This is a genomic window from Microbacterium invictum, assembly GCF_014197265.1.
Lineage (GTDB): Bacteria > Actinomycetota > Actinomycetes > Actinomycetales > Microbacteriaceae > Microbacterium > Microbacterium invictum.
In genome coordinates, this window is sequence record NZ_JACIFH010000001.1 from 227,187 (window position 1) to 241,959 (window position 14,773).

Genomic DNA, 14,773 nt, shown 5'->3' on the forward strand with positions numbered 1-14,773 from the left:
CCCAGGCCCGCGGCCTAGACTTGATGATTGTGAGTGAACCAGTCGACGTCGTCCTGATCGGTGGGGGCATCATGAGTGCCACCCTCGGAACGCTGCTGCACCAGCTGCAGCCGGACTGGAAGATCGTCGTCTGCGAGCGCCTCTCCGAGGTCGCGCTGGAGTCCTCGAACGCGTGGAACAACGCCGGCACCGGCCACGCCGCGCTCTGCGAGCTGAATTACATGCCTGCCGGCCCCGACGGTGAGGTCGACCCCGCCAAGGCAGTGGCCATCAACGAGCAGTTCCAGCAGAGCCGGCAGCTGTGGACGTCCTGGATCGAACAGGGCATCCTCGACGAGCCGTCGACGTTCATCAACGCCGTGCCGCACATGACGTTCGTCCAGGGTGAGAAGGACGTCGCCTACCTGAAGAAGCGCTACGAGGCGCTGAAGGGCCAGCCGCTCTTCGCCGGCATCGAGTACTCCGAGGACTCCCGTGTCATCAATCAGTGGGCCCCGCTGTTGATGCAGCAGCGCCGTAAGGGTGAGCCGTTCGCGGCCACCCGCGTCCCCGCCGGTACCGACGTCGACTTCGGTGCGCTTACCCGCCAGCTGTTCGCCCACCTCGAGAGCGAAGGCGTCGACGTCGTCACCAACCGCGAGGTGCGCGGCCTGAAGAAGCAGGCCGACGGCACCTGGAAGGTCTCACACCGCAACTCGCTCGGCAAGACCCCGGGCAGCTTCTCGGCCCGTTTCGTCTTCGTCGGCGCTGGCGGCTGGGCGCTGAAACTGCTGCAGAAGTCGGGCATTGCGGAGATCGGCGGCTACGGCGTCTTCCCGATCGGCGGCCAGTTCCTCAAGACCACGAACCCGGCCATCGTCGCGCAGCACCAAGCCAAGGTCTACTCGCAGGCCTCGGTCGGAGCGCCCCCGATGTCCGTGCCGCACCTCGACACCCGCGTCGTCGACGGCCAGGCCTCGCTCCTGTTCGGCCCGTTCGCCACGTTCAGCCCGAAATTCCTCAAGCAGGGCCGCATCACCGACATCGTCGCCCAGGTGCGCCCGGGCAACCTCTGGCCCATGACCAAGGTCGCCATCGACAACCCCAGCCTGATCACCTATCTCGTCGGCGAGCTGCTGAAGAACCACGCGAAGAAGGTCGACTCGCTCCGCACCTTCATGCCTACCGCGAAAGACGAGGACTGGGAGCTCATCCAGGCCGGTCAGCGCGCGCAGGTGATGAAGAAGGATGCCGACAAGGGTGGCGTGCTGCAGTTCGGCACCGAAGTGGTCACCGCCGCCGACGGCTCGATCGCCGGGCTCCTCGGTGCATCCCCGGGCGCGTCGACCGCGGCATCCATCATGCTCAACTTGCTGAAGACCTGCTTCCCCGATCGCATCGAGGGCTGGAAGCAACCGCTCACCACACTCATTCCGAGCTACGGCGAGACCCTCAACACCGACCCGCCGCTCGCCGCGGCCTCGGTCACGCGCACGGCTCAGGCCCTCGCGATCAACGCCTGACGGATGGCGGGCCCAGCACTGCACTCCCGCGCCGTGCGGATGCCGATGGCGCTGGTCACCGCCCTGCTCGCGCTGCTGATGGTGTGGATGCCGGTATCCACCGCCCACGCAGACGTTGACGACTTCACGTTCGACTCGTTCACGGGCGACTACTTCCTCAGCCGCTCCGCCGACCAGCAGGCGCAGCTCTACGTGGTCGAAACGCTCGTGGCGGCCTTCCCCGACGTCGATCAGAACAAGGGCCTCGTCCGGGCGCTGCCGAAGGTCCAATCCGGCATCGACCTCGGCACCGAGGTCATCTCGGTCACCGGTGCGGATGATGCCGCGGTGCCGTGGTGGACCGAGGAGGACGAGGAGTGGGTCTACGTCCTCACCGGCGACGACTCGTACGTACACGGCCCGCAGGAGTACACGTTCCGTTACACGATGAGCGACGTCGTGGTGCGCTACCCCGACACCGGGGCGGAGGAGTTCTACTGGGACACCGTCGGCACGGACCACCCGCAGCCGGTCGACCGCGCCGACATCACCGTGCACATGATCGGCTCGGTCGCCGCGGGGCTGCTCGACGATTCCGTCTCGTGCTACCAGGGTGCCGAGGGATCGACCGACACCTGCGAGCTGACCGAACCGGAGATCGGTGCTCAGTGGCCGCCCGACGCCGCATCGTGGGCGTCGTGGCACGGTGCATCGGCATCGGGTGCCGTGTCGATGAGCACGCAGGCCGACGGGCTCGGGCCGAACGAGAACGTGACCGTCGCGCTCGGTTTCACCCCGGGCACGTTCGCCGCGGCGACACTGCCCCCGCCGGCCGCGTACCCGTGGTGGGAGTGGATCGTGCCGGTGCTCGGCCTGGCACTGGCCGTACTCGGCTTGCCGTTGCTGCTGATCGTGCGATGGACGCTGCGACGCAACCCTGACCGCACCCCGGTCATCGTGCAGTACACGCCCGCCGACGACGAGTCCCTGACCCTGTCGGCCGGGGTACTCGATGTGCCGGCGCGGGCACTCGCCGCGCACACGGTCGACCTGGCGGTCCGCGACAAGATCGAGATCCACGGCACCGGCGACCGCGACGACCCGGAAGACTTCGAACTCGTCCTCACCGACCCCGAGGGCCTCGACCACGACGACCGGCGCATCGTGCAGACCCTGTTCGGCCGCAAGGCCGGTGTGGGCGCGCGGGTGCGACTGACCGCGTTCACCTCGTCGCCGCCGGCGCGCGCCGTCACCTACGTGCGACGTATCGACGAGTTCACGCTGCAGCGCGGCTACCGTGCGATGCGGCCGGGCTGGGTCGGCGGGTTGCGGCTCGGCGTCATGTTCGGAGCGCTGCTGACGGCGCTGTTCACCCTGGGCACGATCGACGAGCTCACCGTCGTCCCGGGCTGGGTGGTCGCCGTTGCGCTTGTGGGCTGCGTGCTCGCCTTCCTCGGCGCACTGGTGATCCGCATGCCGAAGACCGTGCTCACTGTCGCGGGCGGCATGCACGCCCACGAGCTCGAAGGCATCACGCAGTACCTCGCCCTGGCGGAGGAAGACCGTCTCAAGGCCGCACAGTCGCCGCAGACGGCCGACCTCGTGTCATCGGGCCGGCGCGCGTTCGGCGACAACCGGCTCGGCCCCGTCGTCAACGTCTACGAACGACTGCTGCCCTACGCTGTGCTGTTCGGCATGGAAGACGAGTGGGCGAAGGTCATCCGTGCCGAGCTTCCAGCCGAGCATCTCGCGTCGCGCGCCGTGCTGTTCGATGCGATCACCTCGCGCTCACTCGCCCGCGCCTCTTCGTCGGTCGGCCGTCTCGCCGCCACGCCGGTGTCACCCAAGGGTGGCTCGCGTTCGTCGTGGAGCTCGTCCAGCAGCGGCTGGTCGTCATCGGGCGGATCGTTCGGCGGCGGCTTCTCGGGCGGCGGCGGGGGAGGCGGCGGCATCGGCGGACGCTGATACCGACAGGTGCCCGATGCGACTCTGGTCTCTGAACGCCGCGATCCTCGATCGCGCGGCGCTGGTCGCCTGCTGGCGTGAGGCGCTGCTCGCACAGAAGGTGCTCGCCGGTGGCACCCGCGGCTACACGCGGCATCCCCAGCTCGAACGCTTCCGCAGCGCAGCGGACCCGCTCGCCGCGGTCGGACACTTCCTCGGGTGCCTGCAGAGCGAGGCGACGGCGCGAGGTTACCGGTTCGACGCGTCGCGCATCGCGGTTGTGGATGCCGCTTCCCCGGCCATCCCGGTGACCGACGGCCAGCTCGCCTACGAGCTGGAGCACCTGCGGCGCAAGATCACCGCTCGCGACGCGGACTGGCTCAGCCGGCTGCCGCGCGTTGCGACAGCCGCCGAGACTTTCACCGTCATCCCGGGCGCGATCGAGGCGTGGGAGCGGCCGTAGCAACGGCATCCACCCGCTGCAATTGTCGGCAACCGCCAAACAACAGGTGGCAACCATGGGCGGTAGTTGTCGGTGTCACTCAGACTGGGCCTTCAGGGGTGCTCCGCACCCAGTTCAAAGGAGATCCACTGTGAACGCATTCTCGCGTAAGCGTCGACGGATCGGCATGGCGGCACTCGCCGTCGCCGTTCCGTTGACGCTCGTCATGGGAGCCGGCACCGTCGCCGCCGCACCCGACCACGCTCAGCGCAACGACCGCGCATCCGCGCACGGGTCGAAGGGCCACCACGTCAAGACGCCCGCGCTTGATGCCCGGGCCAAGGAGATCATCAAGGTCAAGGGCAAGAAGTTCAAGGACCTCAACGCCAACGGCACACTCGACCCCTATGAGGACTGGCGGCTGCCGGTCGAGGACCGGGTCGCCGACCTCATGTCGCAGATGACGCTCGAGGAGAAGGCGGGCCTCATGCTGATCGACACCCTCAACGCGTCGTGCGACCCCGAGACGGGCGAGTTCGGCACGGTGGACGATCTGGCATCCGACTACATCGGCACGCAGCAGATGCACCGGTTCATCTTCCGCAACGTCGTGGATGCCGGTGAGCGCGGTGAGTGCGTGCCGGCGGGCGGTGGCTTCGGCACCAACGTGCGGGTCACCCCGGGCGAGGCGGCGACGTTCATGAACGAGATCCAGGAGATGAGCGAGGCGACGCGCCTCGGCATCCCCGTGCTCTACAAGTCGAACGCGCGCAACCACATCGACCCCCAGGCTCGCGCCGGCATCAACGAGGCTGCCGGTGCGTTCTCCGCGTTCCCGAAGGAGGCGGGCATTGCCGCCGCGGCCCTCGGCGAGCAGGCCAAGGCCGACGCGAAGAAGAAGGGCAAGAAGCACAAGCCCAACACCATCGGCGACATGTCGATCGTCGAGGACTTCGCCGAAGTGATGGGCGACGAGTGGTCGGCCATCGGCCTCCGCGGCATGTACGGCTACATGGCTGACCTGTCAACCGAGCCCCGTTGGTACCGTACGCACGAGACGTTCACCGAGAACGCCGACCTCGGCGCCGAGATCATGGGCGAGCTCGTCGAGAGCCTGCAGGGCAAGGTCGGGAAAGACGGCAACTCACTGAGCCCGTCGACCGACGTCGCGCTGACGATGAAGCACTTCCCGGGCGGTGGCCCGCAGGAGCTGGGCCTCGACCCGCACTACGCGTTCGGCAAGGCGCAGGTCTACCCGGGCGACGCGTTCGGCTATCACCTGAAGCCCTTCGAGGCGGCCATCGAGGCCGGGGTCTCGTCGATCATGCCGTACTACGGTGTGCCGGTGGATGTCACCTACGAGGGCGTCGACTACGACGAGGTGGGCATGGCCTTCTCCGACCAGATCGTCAACGGCCTGCTGCGTGACCAGATGGGCTTCGACGGTTACGTCAACTCCGACACCGGCATCATCAACGATCGTGCCTGGGGCCTGGAAGACGCGACGATCCCCGAGCGGGTCGCGGCGGCCATCAACGGCGGCACCGACACGCTGTCGGGCTTCCACGAGGTCCAGACGATCACCGATCTGGTGGATGCCGGACTGGTGACGGTCGACCGGGTCGACCTTGCTGCCGAGCGCCTGCTTGCCCCGCTGTTCGAGATGGGGCTGTTCGAGAACCCGTACGTCGATGCCCGCGCCGCGGACAAGATTGTCGGCAGCGACAAGCACCGCAAGACGGCACTCGACCTGCAGCGCAAGTCGACAGTCCTTCTGCAGAACCAGAAGGATCGCCGGGGCGCCGTGCTCCCGCTCGACGGACGCGAGACCGTCTACGTGCTGGGCAACGTCGACGCGGCCGAGGTCGCTGACGCGGGCTACGACGTCATCGACGGCAACGACCCCGCCGAGCAGCGCACCGCCGCCGACGCCGATGTCGCGCTCATCTCGATGACCGCGAGCAACGTCAACACGGGTGAGTACGTCAGCAACGACCCGGCGTACGGACTCAACCCCGATCACATCAACCCGAGCGCGATCGAGGGCATCACCGGTCTCGACGGGCAGAGCCCGTACGGTGCGGCAGACGCCTGTGTCGTGAACGGGGCCGGGGCGTGCACCGACAACGGGCTGCGGTTCGGCGGTTCATTCCCGTGGGAGTCGAGCGTCATCGACTTCACCGGCATGAGCCAGGCCGATTCGTGGGAGGTCACCCCGGCGCTGGCCGACGTGCAGCAGGTGATGGACGAGGTCGGTGCCACCAACACGGTGCTCGACATCTACTTCCGTCAGCCGTTCGTCCTCGATGAGGAAAGCGGCCTGCGTGACGCCGGCGCGATCCTGGCCAACTTCGGCAACAGCACCACAGCGCTGATGGACATCGTCTCGGGTGATGTCAACCCGCAGGGGCGCATGCCGTTCGCGTTGGCCGGCACCCGTGCCGCAGTCGAGCAGCAGAACAGCGACACCCCGGGCTACGACGAGACCGACGACGGGGCGCTGTACCCGTTCGGCTACGGGCTCAGCTACGACACCAAGAAGCACAAGAGGTAGCACTCTGACAGTGCGGCGGCGGGTCACCGATCGGTGACCCGCCGCTTCGCTCTGCATGGCGGTCAGTAGACTCATCCGGTGGCCAAACTGTACTTCCGCTACGGCGCGATGAACTCCGGGAAGTCCACGGCACTGCTGCAGGCGGCCTACAACTATGAAGAGCGCGGCCAGCACGTGCTGCTCGCGAAGCCGGAGATCGACACCAAGGGCGCCGACCGCATCTCGAGCCGGCTCGGTGTCGACCGCGACGTCGACTTCCTGATTCGTCCGGACGACGACGTGCGCGCGCTGTTCGCCGTGCACCGCCGCCGCGTGCAGGACCGCGCAGAAGACGCCCTCATCCCCGAGTCGGCTGCCACCGGAGCCCGCCCCGACGTGGCCTGCCTGCTGATCGACGAGGCGCAGTTCCTGACCCCCGCCCAGGTCGACGACCTGCTGCGGATCGCGGTGACCGACGGCATCCCCGTGCTCGCCTACGGCATCCGCACCGACTTCCAGACCCGCGCCTTTCCCGGGTCGGCGCGCCTCCTCGAACTCGCGCACACCCTCGAAGAGCTCAAGACCATCTGCCGCTGCGGCCGCAAAGCACTGTTCAACGCGCGCCTGGTCGGCGGGCGGTTCGTGTTCGACGGCGACCAGGTCGCGATCGACGAGCTGTCGGCCGACCGGGTCACGTACGAGTCGATGTGCGCACGCTGCTACCTGGAGGAGTCGGCCGGTCGTCTGCGCTGATTCCGTGACCTCGGGTTTGCGTGGTCAGACCATGGCGACTAGTGTGGTCCGACATCAGGAAGGATGTCGATGGCCGACACACCCACCCCCCGCGCATGGCGCGTCGTGCTCGAGAAGATCGAGCAGGATCTCCTCGACGGCACGCTCACACCCGGCGATCACCTCGCACCCGAGCGCGAGCTGGCCGCCACCCTCGGCGTGGGCCGCTCCAGTGTCCGCGAGGCGCTGCGCGTGCTCGAGGTCATGGGACTCATCCGCACCGGCACCGGCTCCGGCCCGACCTCGGGGGCGATCATCATCGCGACGCCCGCGGGCGGCCTGGCGCAGTTCCTGCGACTGCAGGTCGCCGCACAGGGCTTCCCGATCGACGATGTCGTCGAGACCCGGCTGCTCCTCGAGGCCTGGGCCGTCAGCCACCTCGCCGAGCGGGACGACACCGACCTCACCGCGGTCCGCGCCACCCTGCAGGCGCTGGATGCCACCGACCTCACCCGCGAGGAGTTCCTCGCCCTCGATGCGCAGTTCCACACCGGCCTGGCCGATGCCGCGGGCAACCAGATCGTCGCGGCGACGATGAACGGCCTGCGGTCGGTGATCGAGGGCTACGTGCGCACCGGCGCCGAGCGGATCGCCGACTGGGATGAGGCTGCCCGCCACCTGCAGGAAGAACACCACCACATCCTCGATGCGATCGAGGACCGCGACGCCGAGACGGCGCGCGCCCGCGTTCGCGCGCACATCACCGGCTATCTGGCCGCGACCGGCCTGCGCGGCTGATCCGGCACACCCAGGAAGGACACCCATGGTTCAGCGTCAGCTGCCCAAGATCTCCGAGCTGCTCGAACTCATGCAGTTCAAGAAGCCCGAGCTCAACGGCACCAAGCGCCGCCTCGACTCGGCACTCACGATCAGCGACCTGCGCACCATCGCGAAGCGGCGGACGCCCAAGGCCGCCTTCGACTACACCGACGGCGCCGCCGAGGGCGAACTGTCGCTGGCGCGTGCCCGGCAGGCGTTCGAGGACATCGAGTTCCACCCCGACATCCTGCGCCCGGCCGAGAACGTCGACATGTCCACCGAGATCCTCGGCGGTCCCTCGGCCCTGCCGTTCGGCATCGCACCCACCGGCTTCACCCGCCTCATGCAGACCGAGGGCGAGATCGCGGGGGCCGGGGCGGCCGGCGCCGCCGGCATCCCCTTCACCCTCTCCACGCTCGGCACGACCTCGATCGAGAACGTCCGCGCCGCCAACCCCCACGGACGCAACTGGTTTCAGCTGTACGTCATGCGCGAGCGCGAGATCTCGTACGGGCTCGTGCAGCGGGCTGCGGATGCCGGGTTCGACACCCTCATGTTCACCGTCGACACCCCGGTGGCCGGCGCCCGCCTGCGCGACAAGCGCAACGGCTTCTCGATCCCGCCGCAGCTGACGCTCGGCACGATCATCAACGCGATCCCGCGGCCGTGGTGGTGGATCGACTTCCTCACGACGCCGAGCCTCGAGTTCGCATCGCTGACCACGACCGGCGGCACCGTCGGCGAGCTGCTCAACGCGGCGATGGACCCGACGATCAGCTACGACGACCTCGAGGTCATCCGGTCGCTGTGGCCGGGCAAGATCGTCGTCAAGGGCGTGCAGAACGTCGCCGATTCGACGAAGCTCGTCGACCTGGGCGTCGACGGCATCGTCCTGTCCAACCACGGCGGACGTCAGCTCGACCGCGCCCCGATCCCGTTCCGGCTGCTCCCGCACGTCGTCCGCGAGGTCGGCAAGGACGCCACGATCATGGTCGACACCGGCATCATGAACGGCGCCGACATCGTGGCATCCATTGCCCTGGGCGCGAAGTTCACGCTCATCGGCCGCGCATACCTGTACGGGCTCATGGCCGGGGGTCGTGCGGGCGTCGACCGCACGATCGCGATCCTCAGCAGCGAGATCGAGCGCACCATGAAGCTGCTCGGCGTCTCGTCACTGGCCGAGCTCGAACCGCGCCACGTGACGCAGCTGCAGGCCCTCGTGCCCGTGGCGCAGCCCGCCGCGCGCCGCGCTCCGGCGCGCGCGGAGGCCTGACGGGCCGCCCGCGCGTCCCCACCCGCGCCGAGAGAACAGTGTGGCGCCGAGGGAACGGTTGAGACCCGTTCTCTCGGCGCCGAGTTGTTCTCTCGCGGGAGTTCGGCGCACCCGCGTCAGCGGGCGGGCAGCGTCGGGATGAGCTGCTCGAGGAACGTGATCGTGTCCTCCCAGCCGGTGACGGCGTGGCAGGTCACACCCATCGCCAGGACGGGGTAGTCGTTGCCGTGCTCGTCGAGGCGGTCGCCGACGAACAGCATGTCGTCGAGAGGGATGCCGGTCTCATCGGCCAGTTGGCGCATGCCGTAGGCCTTGTCGATGCCGCGCTGCGTGATGTCGACCGACGTCGAGCCGCCCGAACGGACCTCGAGGTCGGGAACGCGCGCGGCGACCGCATCGCGCAGCGCGTTCTTCTTCTCGCCGGTCGGGTCCCACGCCTTCTTCGCCTCGAGCGGAGCGGTCTGGCCCAGGGCCGAGAACGTGATCTGCGAGCCACGGTCCTCGAGGATGTCGCCCCAGGTCTCGGCCTCCCACAAGCCCAGGCGGCGGGCCTCGCCCTCGACGGCACTCAGCGCACGCTGCTTCTCGTCGTCGGTGAGCGAGTGCGCGTACACCGTCGTGACGCCGTCGGGGCTGAGCCGGTAGTACTGGGTGCCGCACGTGGGCAGCAGGTGGATGCGAGACCGGATGCCGGCATCGGCAGCGGGCAGCCGGTCGACCACCTGCGTCTGGAACTGGAGCAGCTGACCGCCCGAGATGATCGCCACCTCGACGCGCTCGGCGAGAGCCAGCAGCAGCTCGCCCATGCGCGGGTGGATCGCGCTCTTGGACGGGGCGAGGGTGTCGTCGAGATCGAAGGCGACAAGGCGGGGAGTGGTCATGCTGGCCTCTCGTTGTGCGCGGTATTCACACGAGAGGCCCCGGCCGGTGAACCGGTCGGAGCCTCTCGATTGGTCGGGGTGACAGGATTTGAACCTGCGGCCTCTTCGTCCCGAACGAAGCGCGCTACCAAGCTGCGCCACACCCCGTGGCAACCCTGAGAGTCTACCCGTTCGCGCCGCCGATACCGAATCGACGGGCAGATCGAGCGTTCCGAAGATCGACGCAGCTCTCCTGCGGCAGTCTTCGCATCAGCTCACCTCACGCGACCGCGGTCAGCGTCAGCACGGAGGCCTCGGGCCGGCATCCGAACCGCACGGGGGCGTAGATCGAGTGGCCGAGGCCGGCGCTGACGTTCAGCGGCACGGTGCGGCCGGCAGTGGTCCACGTGCTGAGTCCGCGGGCCTGATCGAGGGGGATGTCGCAGTTGGCGACCAGCGCCGACGGTGAGAACGGGATGCGCACCTGCCCGCCGTGGGTGTGGCCGGCGAAGATCGCGGAGGCTCCGAGGTCGATGAATCCGTCGAGCACACGGCGGTAGGGGGCGTGGGTGACGCCGAGCGTCACGGCTGCCTCACCGCGGGGTAGACCCGCGATCGCGGCGGGGAGCGCGTCGAGCTCGTCCCAGTCGCGGTGCGCGTCGCTCACGCCGAACGCGTCGATGCGCAGTCCCGCGATCTCGAGGCTGGCCGCCGCGTTGTTCAGACCCCGCCAGCCCAGTTCGTCGGTGAAGAACGCGTCCATCGCCGCCGTGTCGAGCTCCTCGACCTGATGCTCACGGGCGGATGGGCCTGCCAGGTACCGCAGCGGGTTGCGCGCGATGGGGCCGATGACATCGTTGGAGCCGTGCACGAACAGGCCGGGAACGTCTCGGAGGGGCGCGAACGCGGTCCGGATGCCGGTGAGGCCGTCAGCATGCCCGAGATTGTCGCCGGTGTTGATGACGAGGTCGGGCTTCACATCCGCGGCCAGCGCTGCGATCCACCGCTGCTTGTGCTTCTGCCACGGCGCCATGTGCGCATCGGACAGGTGCAGCACGGTCACCGGGGGAGCGCCGGCGGGCAGGACAGCCATCTCGTGCCGCCGCACCGTGTACAGGTGACGCTCGATGCCGATGCCCCAGGCGGCTGCCGCCGCACCGGCGGCACCGACGGCCGCCGCCCCCACGAGCCAGGGGCTCACGGGGGCGGCAACGCGGTGGCTGGTGCCGGTCACGGTCACCCGTCGTCGTTTCCGCCGCGGCCGCCGCAGCGGTCGCTCTGGTACTCGACGGTGATCGCCGTGTCACGGTTCGCCGAGGTTCCTGCCGCCGGGGAGGTGCCGGTGACGACGCCCTGGGCGGGCGCGCCCTCGGTCTCGGTGCACTTCATCTCGATGTTGCTGAATCCCGCTGAGCGCAATTGTCCTCGAGCGTCATCGGGCGTGCCGTTGACGGCGGGCACGGTGGCGCCCTTGCCGTTGCTCGGGCGGATGGTGACGGTCGTGCCACCGGCCACGCGACCGGCGCCCGGATCCTGCTCGATGATCGTGCCCTCGGACTCGCTGCCGTCCACCGGATCGCCGACCCTCACATCGAAACCGGCTGCCTCAAGAGTCGCGACGGCCCGGTCCTCGTCCATGCCGATGACACTCGGCAGTGTCACGTACGTGCGCTTGGTGAGCGTGGCATCCGGCTGCGGGAACGCATCGCCGCCGTACTTCGCGTTCGCGGCGCGCTGCATGTTCGGCCAGATCGAGTTGCGGATCCGGGACAGCTGGTAGCCGCTCGCGTTGTACCGCCAGAGCTCCTTCTCGCCGACGACATTGCCGACCCACACCACGGTGGCGACCTCGGTGGAGGCGCCGTCCATCCAGGTGTGCAGGTACTGGTGGATACCGGTCTTGCCGAACACCGGCGTGCCATCGAAGGTCCGCGCGCCGACGCCGGTGCCGTTCATGACGCCCTGCAGTGTGTACGCGGCGGTCGAGGCGACGGCCTCGCTCATGACCCGTTCGCACTTGGTGTCAGGGATCGGCTGTTCCACGCCGTCCGAGTCCACGACCTTGTCGATGGCCTTCGGCGCGCAGAGGATGCCGTTCGACGCGATCGCGGCATAGGCCGCGGCCATGTCGATGGGGGCGACGGCAGACGAGCCCAGCACGTTGTACGGCGCGTTGGTAGGGTCATCCGACCATGCCGGTACGTCGGTGAGCGGCGTGCCGTCACCCCAGGTCACGCCGAGCTTGCCGGCGACTTCGTTCGTGCTGCACACCGAGATCTTCTCGGCCATCGACAGGAACCCGGAGTTCAGCGAGTCGACCGTGAACTTGTAGATCGTGCCGGTGTAGCCGTTGTTGTTCTCGAAGTTGCCGATGTGGCCGGGTACGCCGCTGTTGTCGGCCGGGACGACCTGCTCGGCACCGTCACAGGTCTCGACGGTCTTCTTGCCGACACGGCCGTTGAGGTACTCGTTGACCGAGTGGCCCTGCTCCATCCAGTTGATGAGGCTGAACACCTTGTAGGTCGAACCGGCCGAATGGCCGATGCTGCCGCCGTTGGCCATGCGGACGTTGTAGTTGACGGCGGTCGTGCTGCCGTCCTCGCTGCCGTTCGGGCTGTACGGGCGGTTCTGCACCATCGACAGCACGCGCCCGGTGCCCACCTCGACCTGGACGCCGGAGGCGCCGAGATCGATGTTCGGCATGGTGGCGGGCACCACCGAGATCGCGTCGCGGGCGGCCTTCTGCAGGTCGTAGTCCAGCGTCGTGTAGACCTTCAGGCCACCGCGGCGCAGTTTCGCGGAGCGTTCTTCAGGAGTCTCGCCGAACGCTTCGTCGTTCTGGATGAGCGAGACGACGTACTCGCAGAAGAACTCGGAGCCCTTCGCCTCGACGCACCCCTGCGATCGGGGGGTGATGTTCGGCTCGATGGGGGCGGCGGCCGCCTCGTCGTACTCGGCCTGGGTGATCTTGCCGTCCTCGAGCATGCGCCCGAGCACGTACACCTGGCGGTTCTTGGTCAGCTTGTAGCCGTCCGCCTGGCTGTTGACGAGCTCGCCGTCCTTGTTCGTGGTCGAGCCGTCCGGCCGGTCGATGCGGTAGGTGTTGGGCTCCTGGACCATGCCGGCGATCGTGGCCGCCTGGCCGATGGTCAGGTCCTTGGCGTTGACCCCGAAGTAGTACTCGGCTGCCGCGCCGATCCCGTATACGACACCGCCGAAGCCGGCGATGTTGAGGTAGCCGTTGAGGATCTCGTTCTTGGTGAACTTCTTCTCCAGCTGGATGGCGTACCGCATCTCCTGCAGCTTGCGCTGGTAGCCGGCGGTGCCCTCGTTCACGCTGTACTGCTCGAAGCAGGCGTTGACTTCTTCTTGCCCGTTGGCGGTGAGCTCGCAGTTCTGCTGCAGCACGTTCTTCACGTACTGCTGGGTGACCGACGAGCCACCGCGGTTGGACCCGCTCGTCGCGTTGCCCACGAGCGCGCCGACGGTGCCGATCAGGTCGATGCCGCCGTGCGAGTAGAAGTTCTTGTCCTCACTGGACAGAATCGCGTCGTACATCACCGGTGCGACCTCATCGAAGGCGACCGGAATGCGGTTCTGGTCGTAGAACTCCGTGAGCAGGACGTCTTTGTCGTCCGCGTTCTTGACGTAGATCTCGGTCGGCAGCATCAGCTTGTCGATCTCGAGATAGCTCGGCATGTTGTCGAAGACTTCGATGGCACTGGATGCGGCATAGCCGGATACGGCGATGGCCGGGGTGACCGTGGCGGTCACCAGAACACCGGCGACAGCGCTCAGGCCGACGAGGCCGGCGAGACCACCGAGCACACCGGTGGTCGTCCGTTTCTTGTGGGGCATAGGGTTGATCGTAAGGGAGATAGCTGGGGGAAGCCTTGGTGGCTCCCCGTATGCCGCGCCGATTCCTGCCAACTATTCAGGGAGTTTCGATGACCACGTGGGAGTACCTCACCACCCCGCTGCTGATCCACAACACGGCAGCGATCCTCAACAACTGGGGCAAGCAGGGATGGGAGCTGGTGCAGGTCGTTCCCGGCCCTGAGGGTGGGCTCGTCGCCTACTTCAAGCGTCCTGTCGGCGGTGGCGCCGCGAACGCGGGGCTGGATGCCGCGGCCGAAGCCGCTCAGCAGTTCGAAGGCGCATGATGTCGGTCTCAGACCGCTTGGCCGAACTCGGCATCGAGCTGCCTGCCGTCGTCCCGCCGGTCGCCGCCTATGTGCCGGCGAATGTGCACGGCGACCTCGTCTACACCTCCGGGCAGCTGCCGATGGTCGGCGGCGCGATGCCCGCCACCGGCAAGGTCGGGGACGCGGACGGCCTCGTCTCACCCGACGACGCGAAGGCCTACGCCCGCCAGAGCGCGCTCAACGCGATCGCGGCGGCAGCGGCTGCCGCCGGCGGTGTCGACCGGCTCGTGCGAGTGGTCAAGGTGACCGGCTTCGTGGCATCCACCCCCGACTTCACCGGCCAGCCCGCCGTCATCAACGGCGCGAGCGAGGTGCTCGGCGAGATCTTCGGCGATGCGGGGCGGCATGCCCGCTCCGCCGTGGGTGTGAGCGCGCTGCCGCTCGACAGCCCCGTCGAGGTCGAGGTGACCTTCGCGCTGAGCTGAGGTCGATGTGACCTGCACGGGGCCGGCACCATTCGCGGTGCCGGCCCCGTTGCTCG

12 protein-coding genes and 1 tRNA gene are annotated in these 14,773 nt (G+C 68.2%); 9 read left to right on the forward strand and 4 right to left on the reverse strand.

What is annotated here, in order from left to right:
• Positions 1-23 precede the first annotated feature (23 nt).
• From BKA10_RS01150 to BKA10_RS01180, 7 genes are all read left to right on the forward strand, one after another.
• Positions 24-1,502 carry a malate:quinone oxidoreductase gene (locus BKA10_RS01150; protein WP_183498186.1) on the forward strand — a complete coding sequence of 493 codons (1,479 nt, stop codon included), beginning with the start codon at positions 24-26 and terminating at the stop codon, positions 1,500-1,502.
• A 3-nt stretch (positions 1,503-1,505) separates the two neighbouring features.
• The gene (locus BKA10_RS01155) at positions 1,506-3,446 is read left to right on the forward strand and encodes a DUF2207 family protein (protein ID WP_183498188.1); all 1,941 of its coding nucleotides are present in this window, start codon (positions 1,506-1,508) and stop codon (positions 3,444-3,446) included.
• A 16-nt stretch (positions 3,447-3,462) separates the two neighbouring features.
• Positions 3,463-3,888: a pyrimidine dimer DNA glycosylase/endonuclease V gene (locus BKA10_RS01160; RefSeq protein ID WP_183498190.1), complete on the forward strand. Its 426-nt coding sequence runs from the start codon at positions 3,463-3,465 to the stop codon at positions 3,886-3,888.
• A 130-nt stretch (positions 3,889-4,018) separates the two neighbouring features.
• Positions 4,019-6,421 (forward strand): glycoside hydrolase family 3 protein, encoded by a 2,403-nt coding sequence (locus BKA10_RS01165; protein ID WP_248199117.1) that lies wholly within the window; start codon positions 4,019-4,021, stop codon positions 6,419-6,421.
• 78 nt (positions 6,422-6,499) lie between these two features.
• Positions 6,500-7,153, forward strand: a complete 654-nt coding sequence (locus BKA10_RS01170; RefSeq protein WP_183498192.1) for a thymidine kinase — start codon at positions 6,500-6,502, stop codon at positions 7,151-7,153.
• Between the two features lie 69 nt (positions 7,154-7,222).
• Positions 7,223-7,930 carry a FadR/GntR family transcriptional regulator gene (locus tag BKA10_RS01175; protein ID WP_183498193.1) on the forward strand — a complete coding sequence of 236 codons (708 nt, stop codon included), beginning with the start codon at positions 7,223-7,225 and terminating at the stop codon, positions 7,928-7,930.
• A 25-nt stretch (positions 7,931-7,955) separates the two neighbouring features.
• On the forward strand, positions 7,956-9,227 hold the full coding sequence (locus tag BKA10_RS01180) for an alpha-hydroxy acid oxidase (protein WP_183498195.1): 1,272 nt from the start codon (positions 7,956-7,958) through the stop codon (positions 9,225-9,227).
• Between the two features lie 116 nt (positions 9,228-9,343).
• On the opposite strand, the gene BKA10_RS01185 is transcribed toward BKA10_RS01180, so the two are convergent.
• The 4 genes from BKA10_RS01185 to BKA10_RS01200 all read right to left on the reverse strand — a co-directional run bounded on the left by BKA10_RS01185 (position 9,344) and on the right by BKA10_RS01200 (position 13,945).
• Positions 9,344-10,108: an HAD-IIB family hydrolase gene (locus BKA10_RS01185; RefSeq protein ID WP_183498197.1), complete on the reverse strand. Its 765-nt coding sequence runs from the start codon at positions 10,106-10,108 to the stop codon at positions 9,344-9,346.
• A 70-nt stretch (positions 10,109-10,178) separates the two neighbouring features.
• A tRNA-Pro gene (locus BKA10_RS01190) sits at positions 10,179-10,255 on the reverse strand.
• A gap of 112 nt (positions 10,256-10,367) precedes the next feature.
• Positions 10,368-11,321 carry a metallophosphoesterase gene (locus tag BKA10_RS01195; protein WP_372491425.1) on the reverse strand — a complete coding sequence of 318 codons (954 nt, stop codon included), beginning with the start codon at positions 11,319-11,321 and terminating at the stop codon, positions 10,368-10,370.
• 2 nt (positions 11,322-11,323) lie between these two features.
• Positions 11,324-13,945: a transglycosylase domain-containing protein gene (locus BKA10_RS01200; RefSeq protein WP_183498199.1), complete on the reverse strand. Its 2,622-nt coding sequence runs from the start codon at positions 13,943-13,945 to the stop codon at positions 11,324-11,326.
• Between the two features lie 89 nt (positions 13,946-14,034).
• On the opposite strand from BKA10_RS01200, the gene sp36 reads away from it, so the two are divergent.
• A complete protein-coding gene (gene sp36, locus BKA10_RS01205; RefSeq protein WP_183498201.1) occupies positions 14,035-14,250 on the forward strand; it encodes a Sp36 family protein in 216 nt (71 codons plus the stop codon).
• Positions 14,250-14,717 (forward strand): RidA family protein, encoded by a 468-nt coding sequence (locus BKA10_RS01210; protein WP_183498203.1) that lies wholly within the window; start codon positions 14,250-14,252, stop codon positions 14,715-14,717. The genes sp36 and BKA10_RS01210 overlap by 1 nt, the downstream gene beginning before the upstream one ends.
• Positions 14,718-14,773: the final 56 nt, after the last annotated feature.

Coding starts and splice junctions, on each gene's coding strand:
- BKA10_RS01150 (WP_183498186.1), top strand. CDS start 24: ATGATTGTGAGTGAACCAGTCGACGTCGTCCTGATCGGTGGGGGCATC.
- BKA10_RS01155 (WP_183498188.1), top strand. CDS start 1,506: ATGGCGGGCCCAGCACTGCACTCCCGCGCCGTGCGGATGCCGATGGCG.
- BKA10_RS01160 (WP_183498190.1), top strand. CDS start 3,463: ATGCGACTCTGGTCTCTGAACGCCGCGATCCTCGATCGCGCGGCGCTG.
- BKA10_RS01175 (WP_183498193.1), top strand. CDS start 7,223: ATGGCCGACACACCCACCCCCCGCGCATGGCGCGTCGTGCTCGAGAAG.
- BKA10_RS01180 (WP_183498195.1), top strand. CDS start 7,956: ATGGTTCAGCGTCAGCTGCCCAAGATCTCCGAGCTGCTCGAACTCATG.
- BKA10_RS01185 (WP_183498197.1), bottom strand. CDS start 10,108: ATGACCACTCCCCGCCTTGTCGCCTTCGATCTCGACGACACCCTCGCC.
- BKA10_RS01200 (WP_183498199.1), bottom strand. CDS start 13,945: ATGCCCCACAAGAAACGGACGACCACCGGTGTGCTCGGTGGTCTCGCC.
- sp36 (WP_183498201.1), top strand. CDS start 14,035: ATGACCACGTGGGAGTACCTCACCACCCCGCTGCTGATCCACAACACG.
- BKA10_RS01210 (WP_183498203.1), top strand. CDS start 14,250: ATGTCGGTCTCAGACCGCTTGGCCGAACTCGGCATCGAGCTGCCTGCC.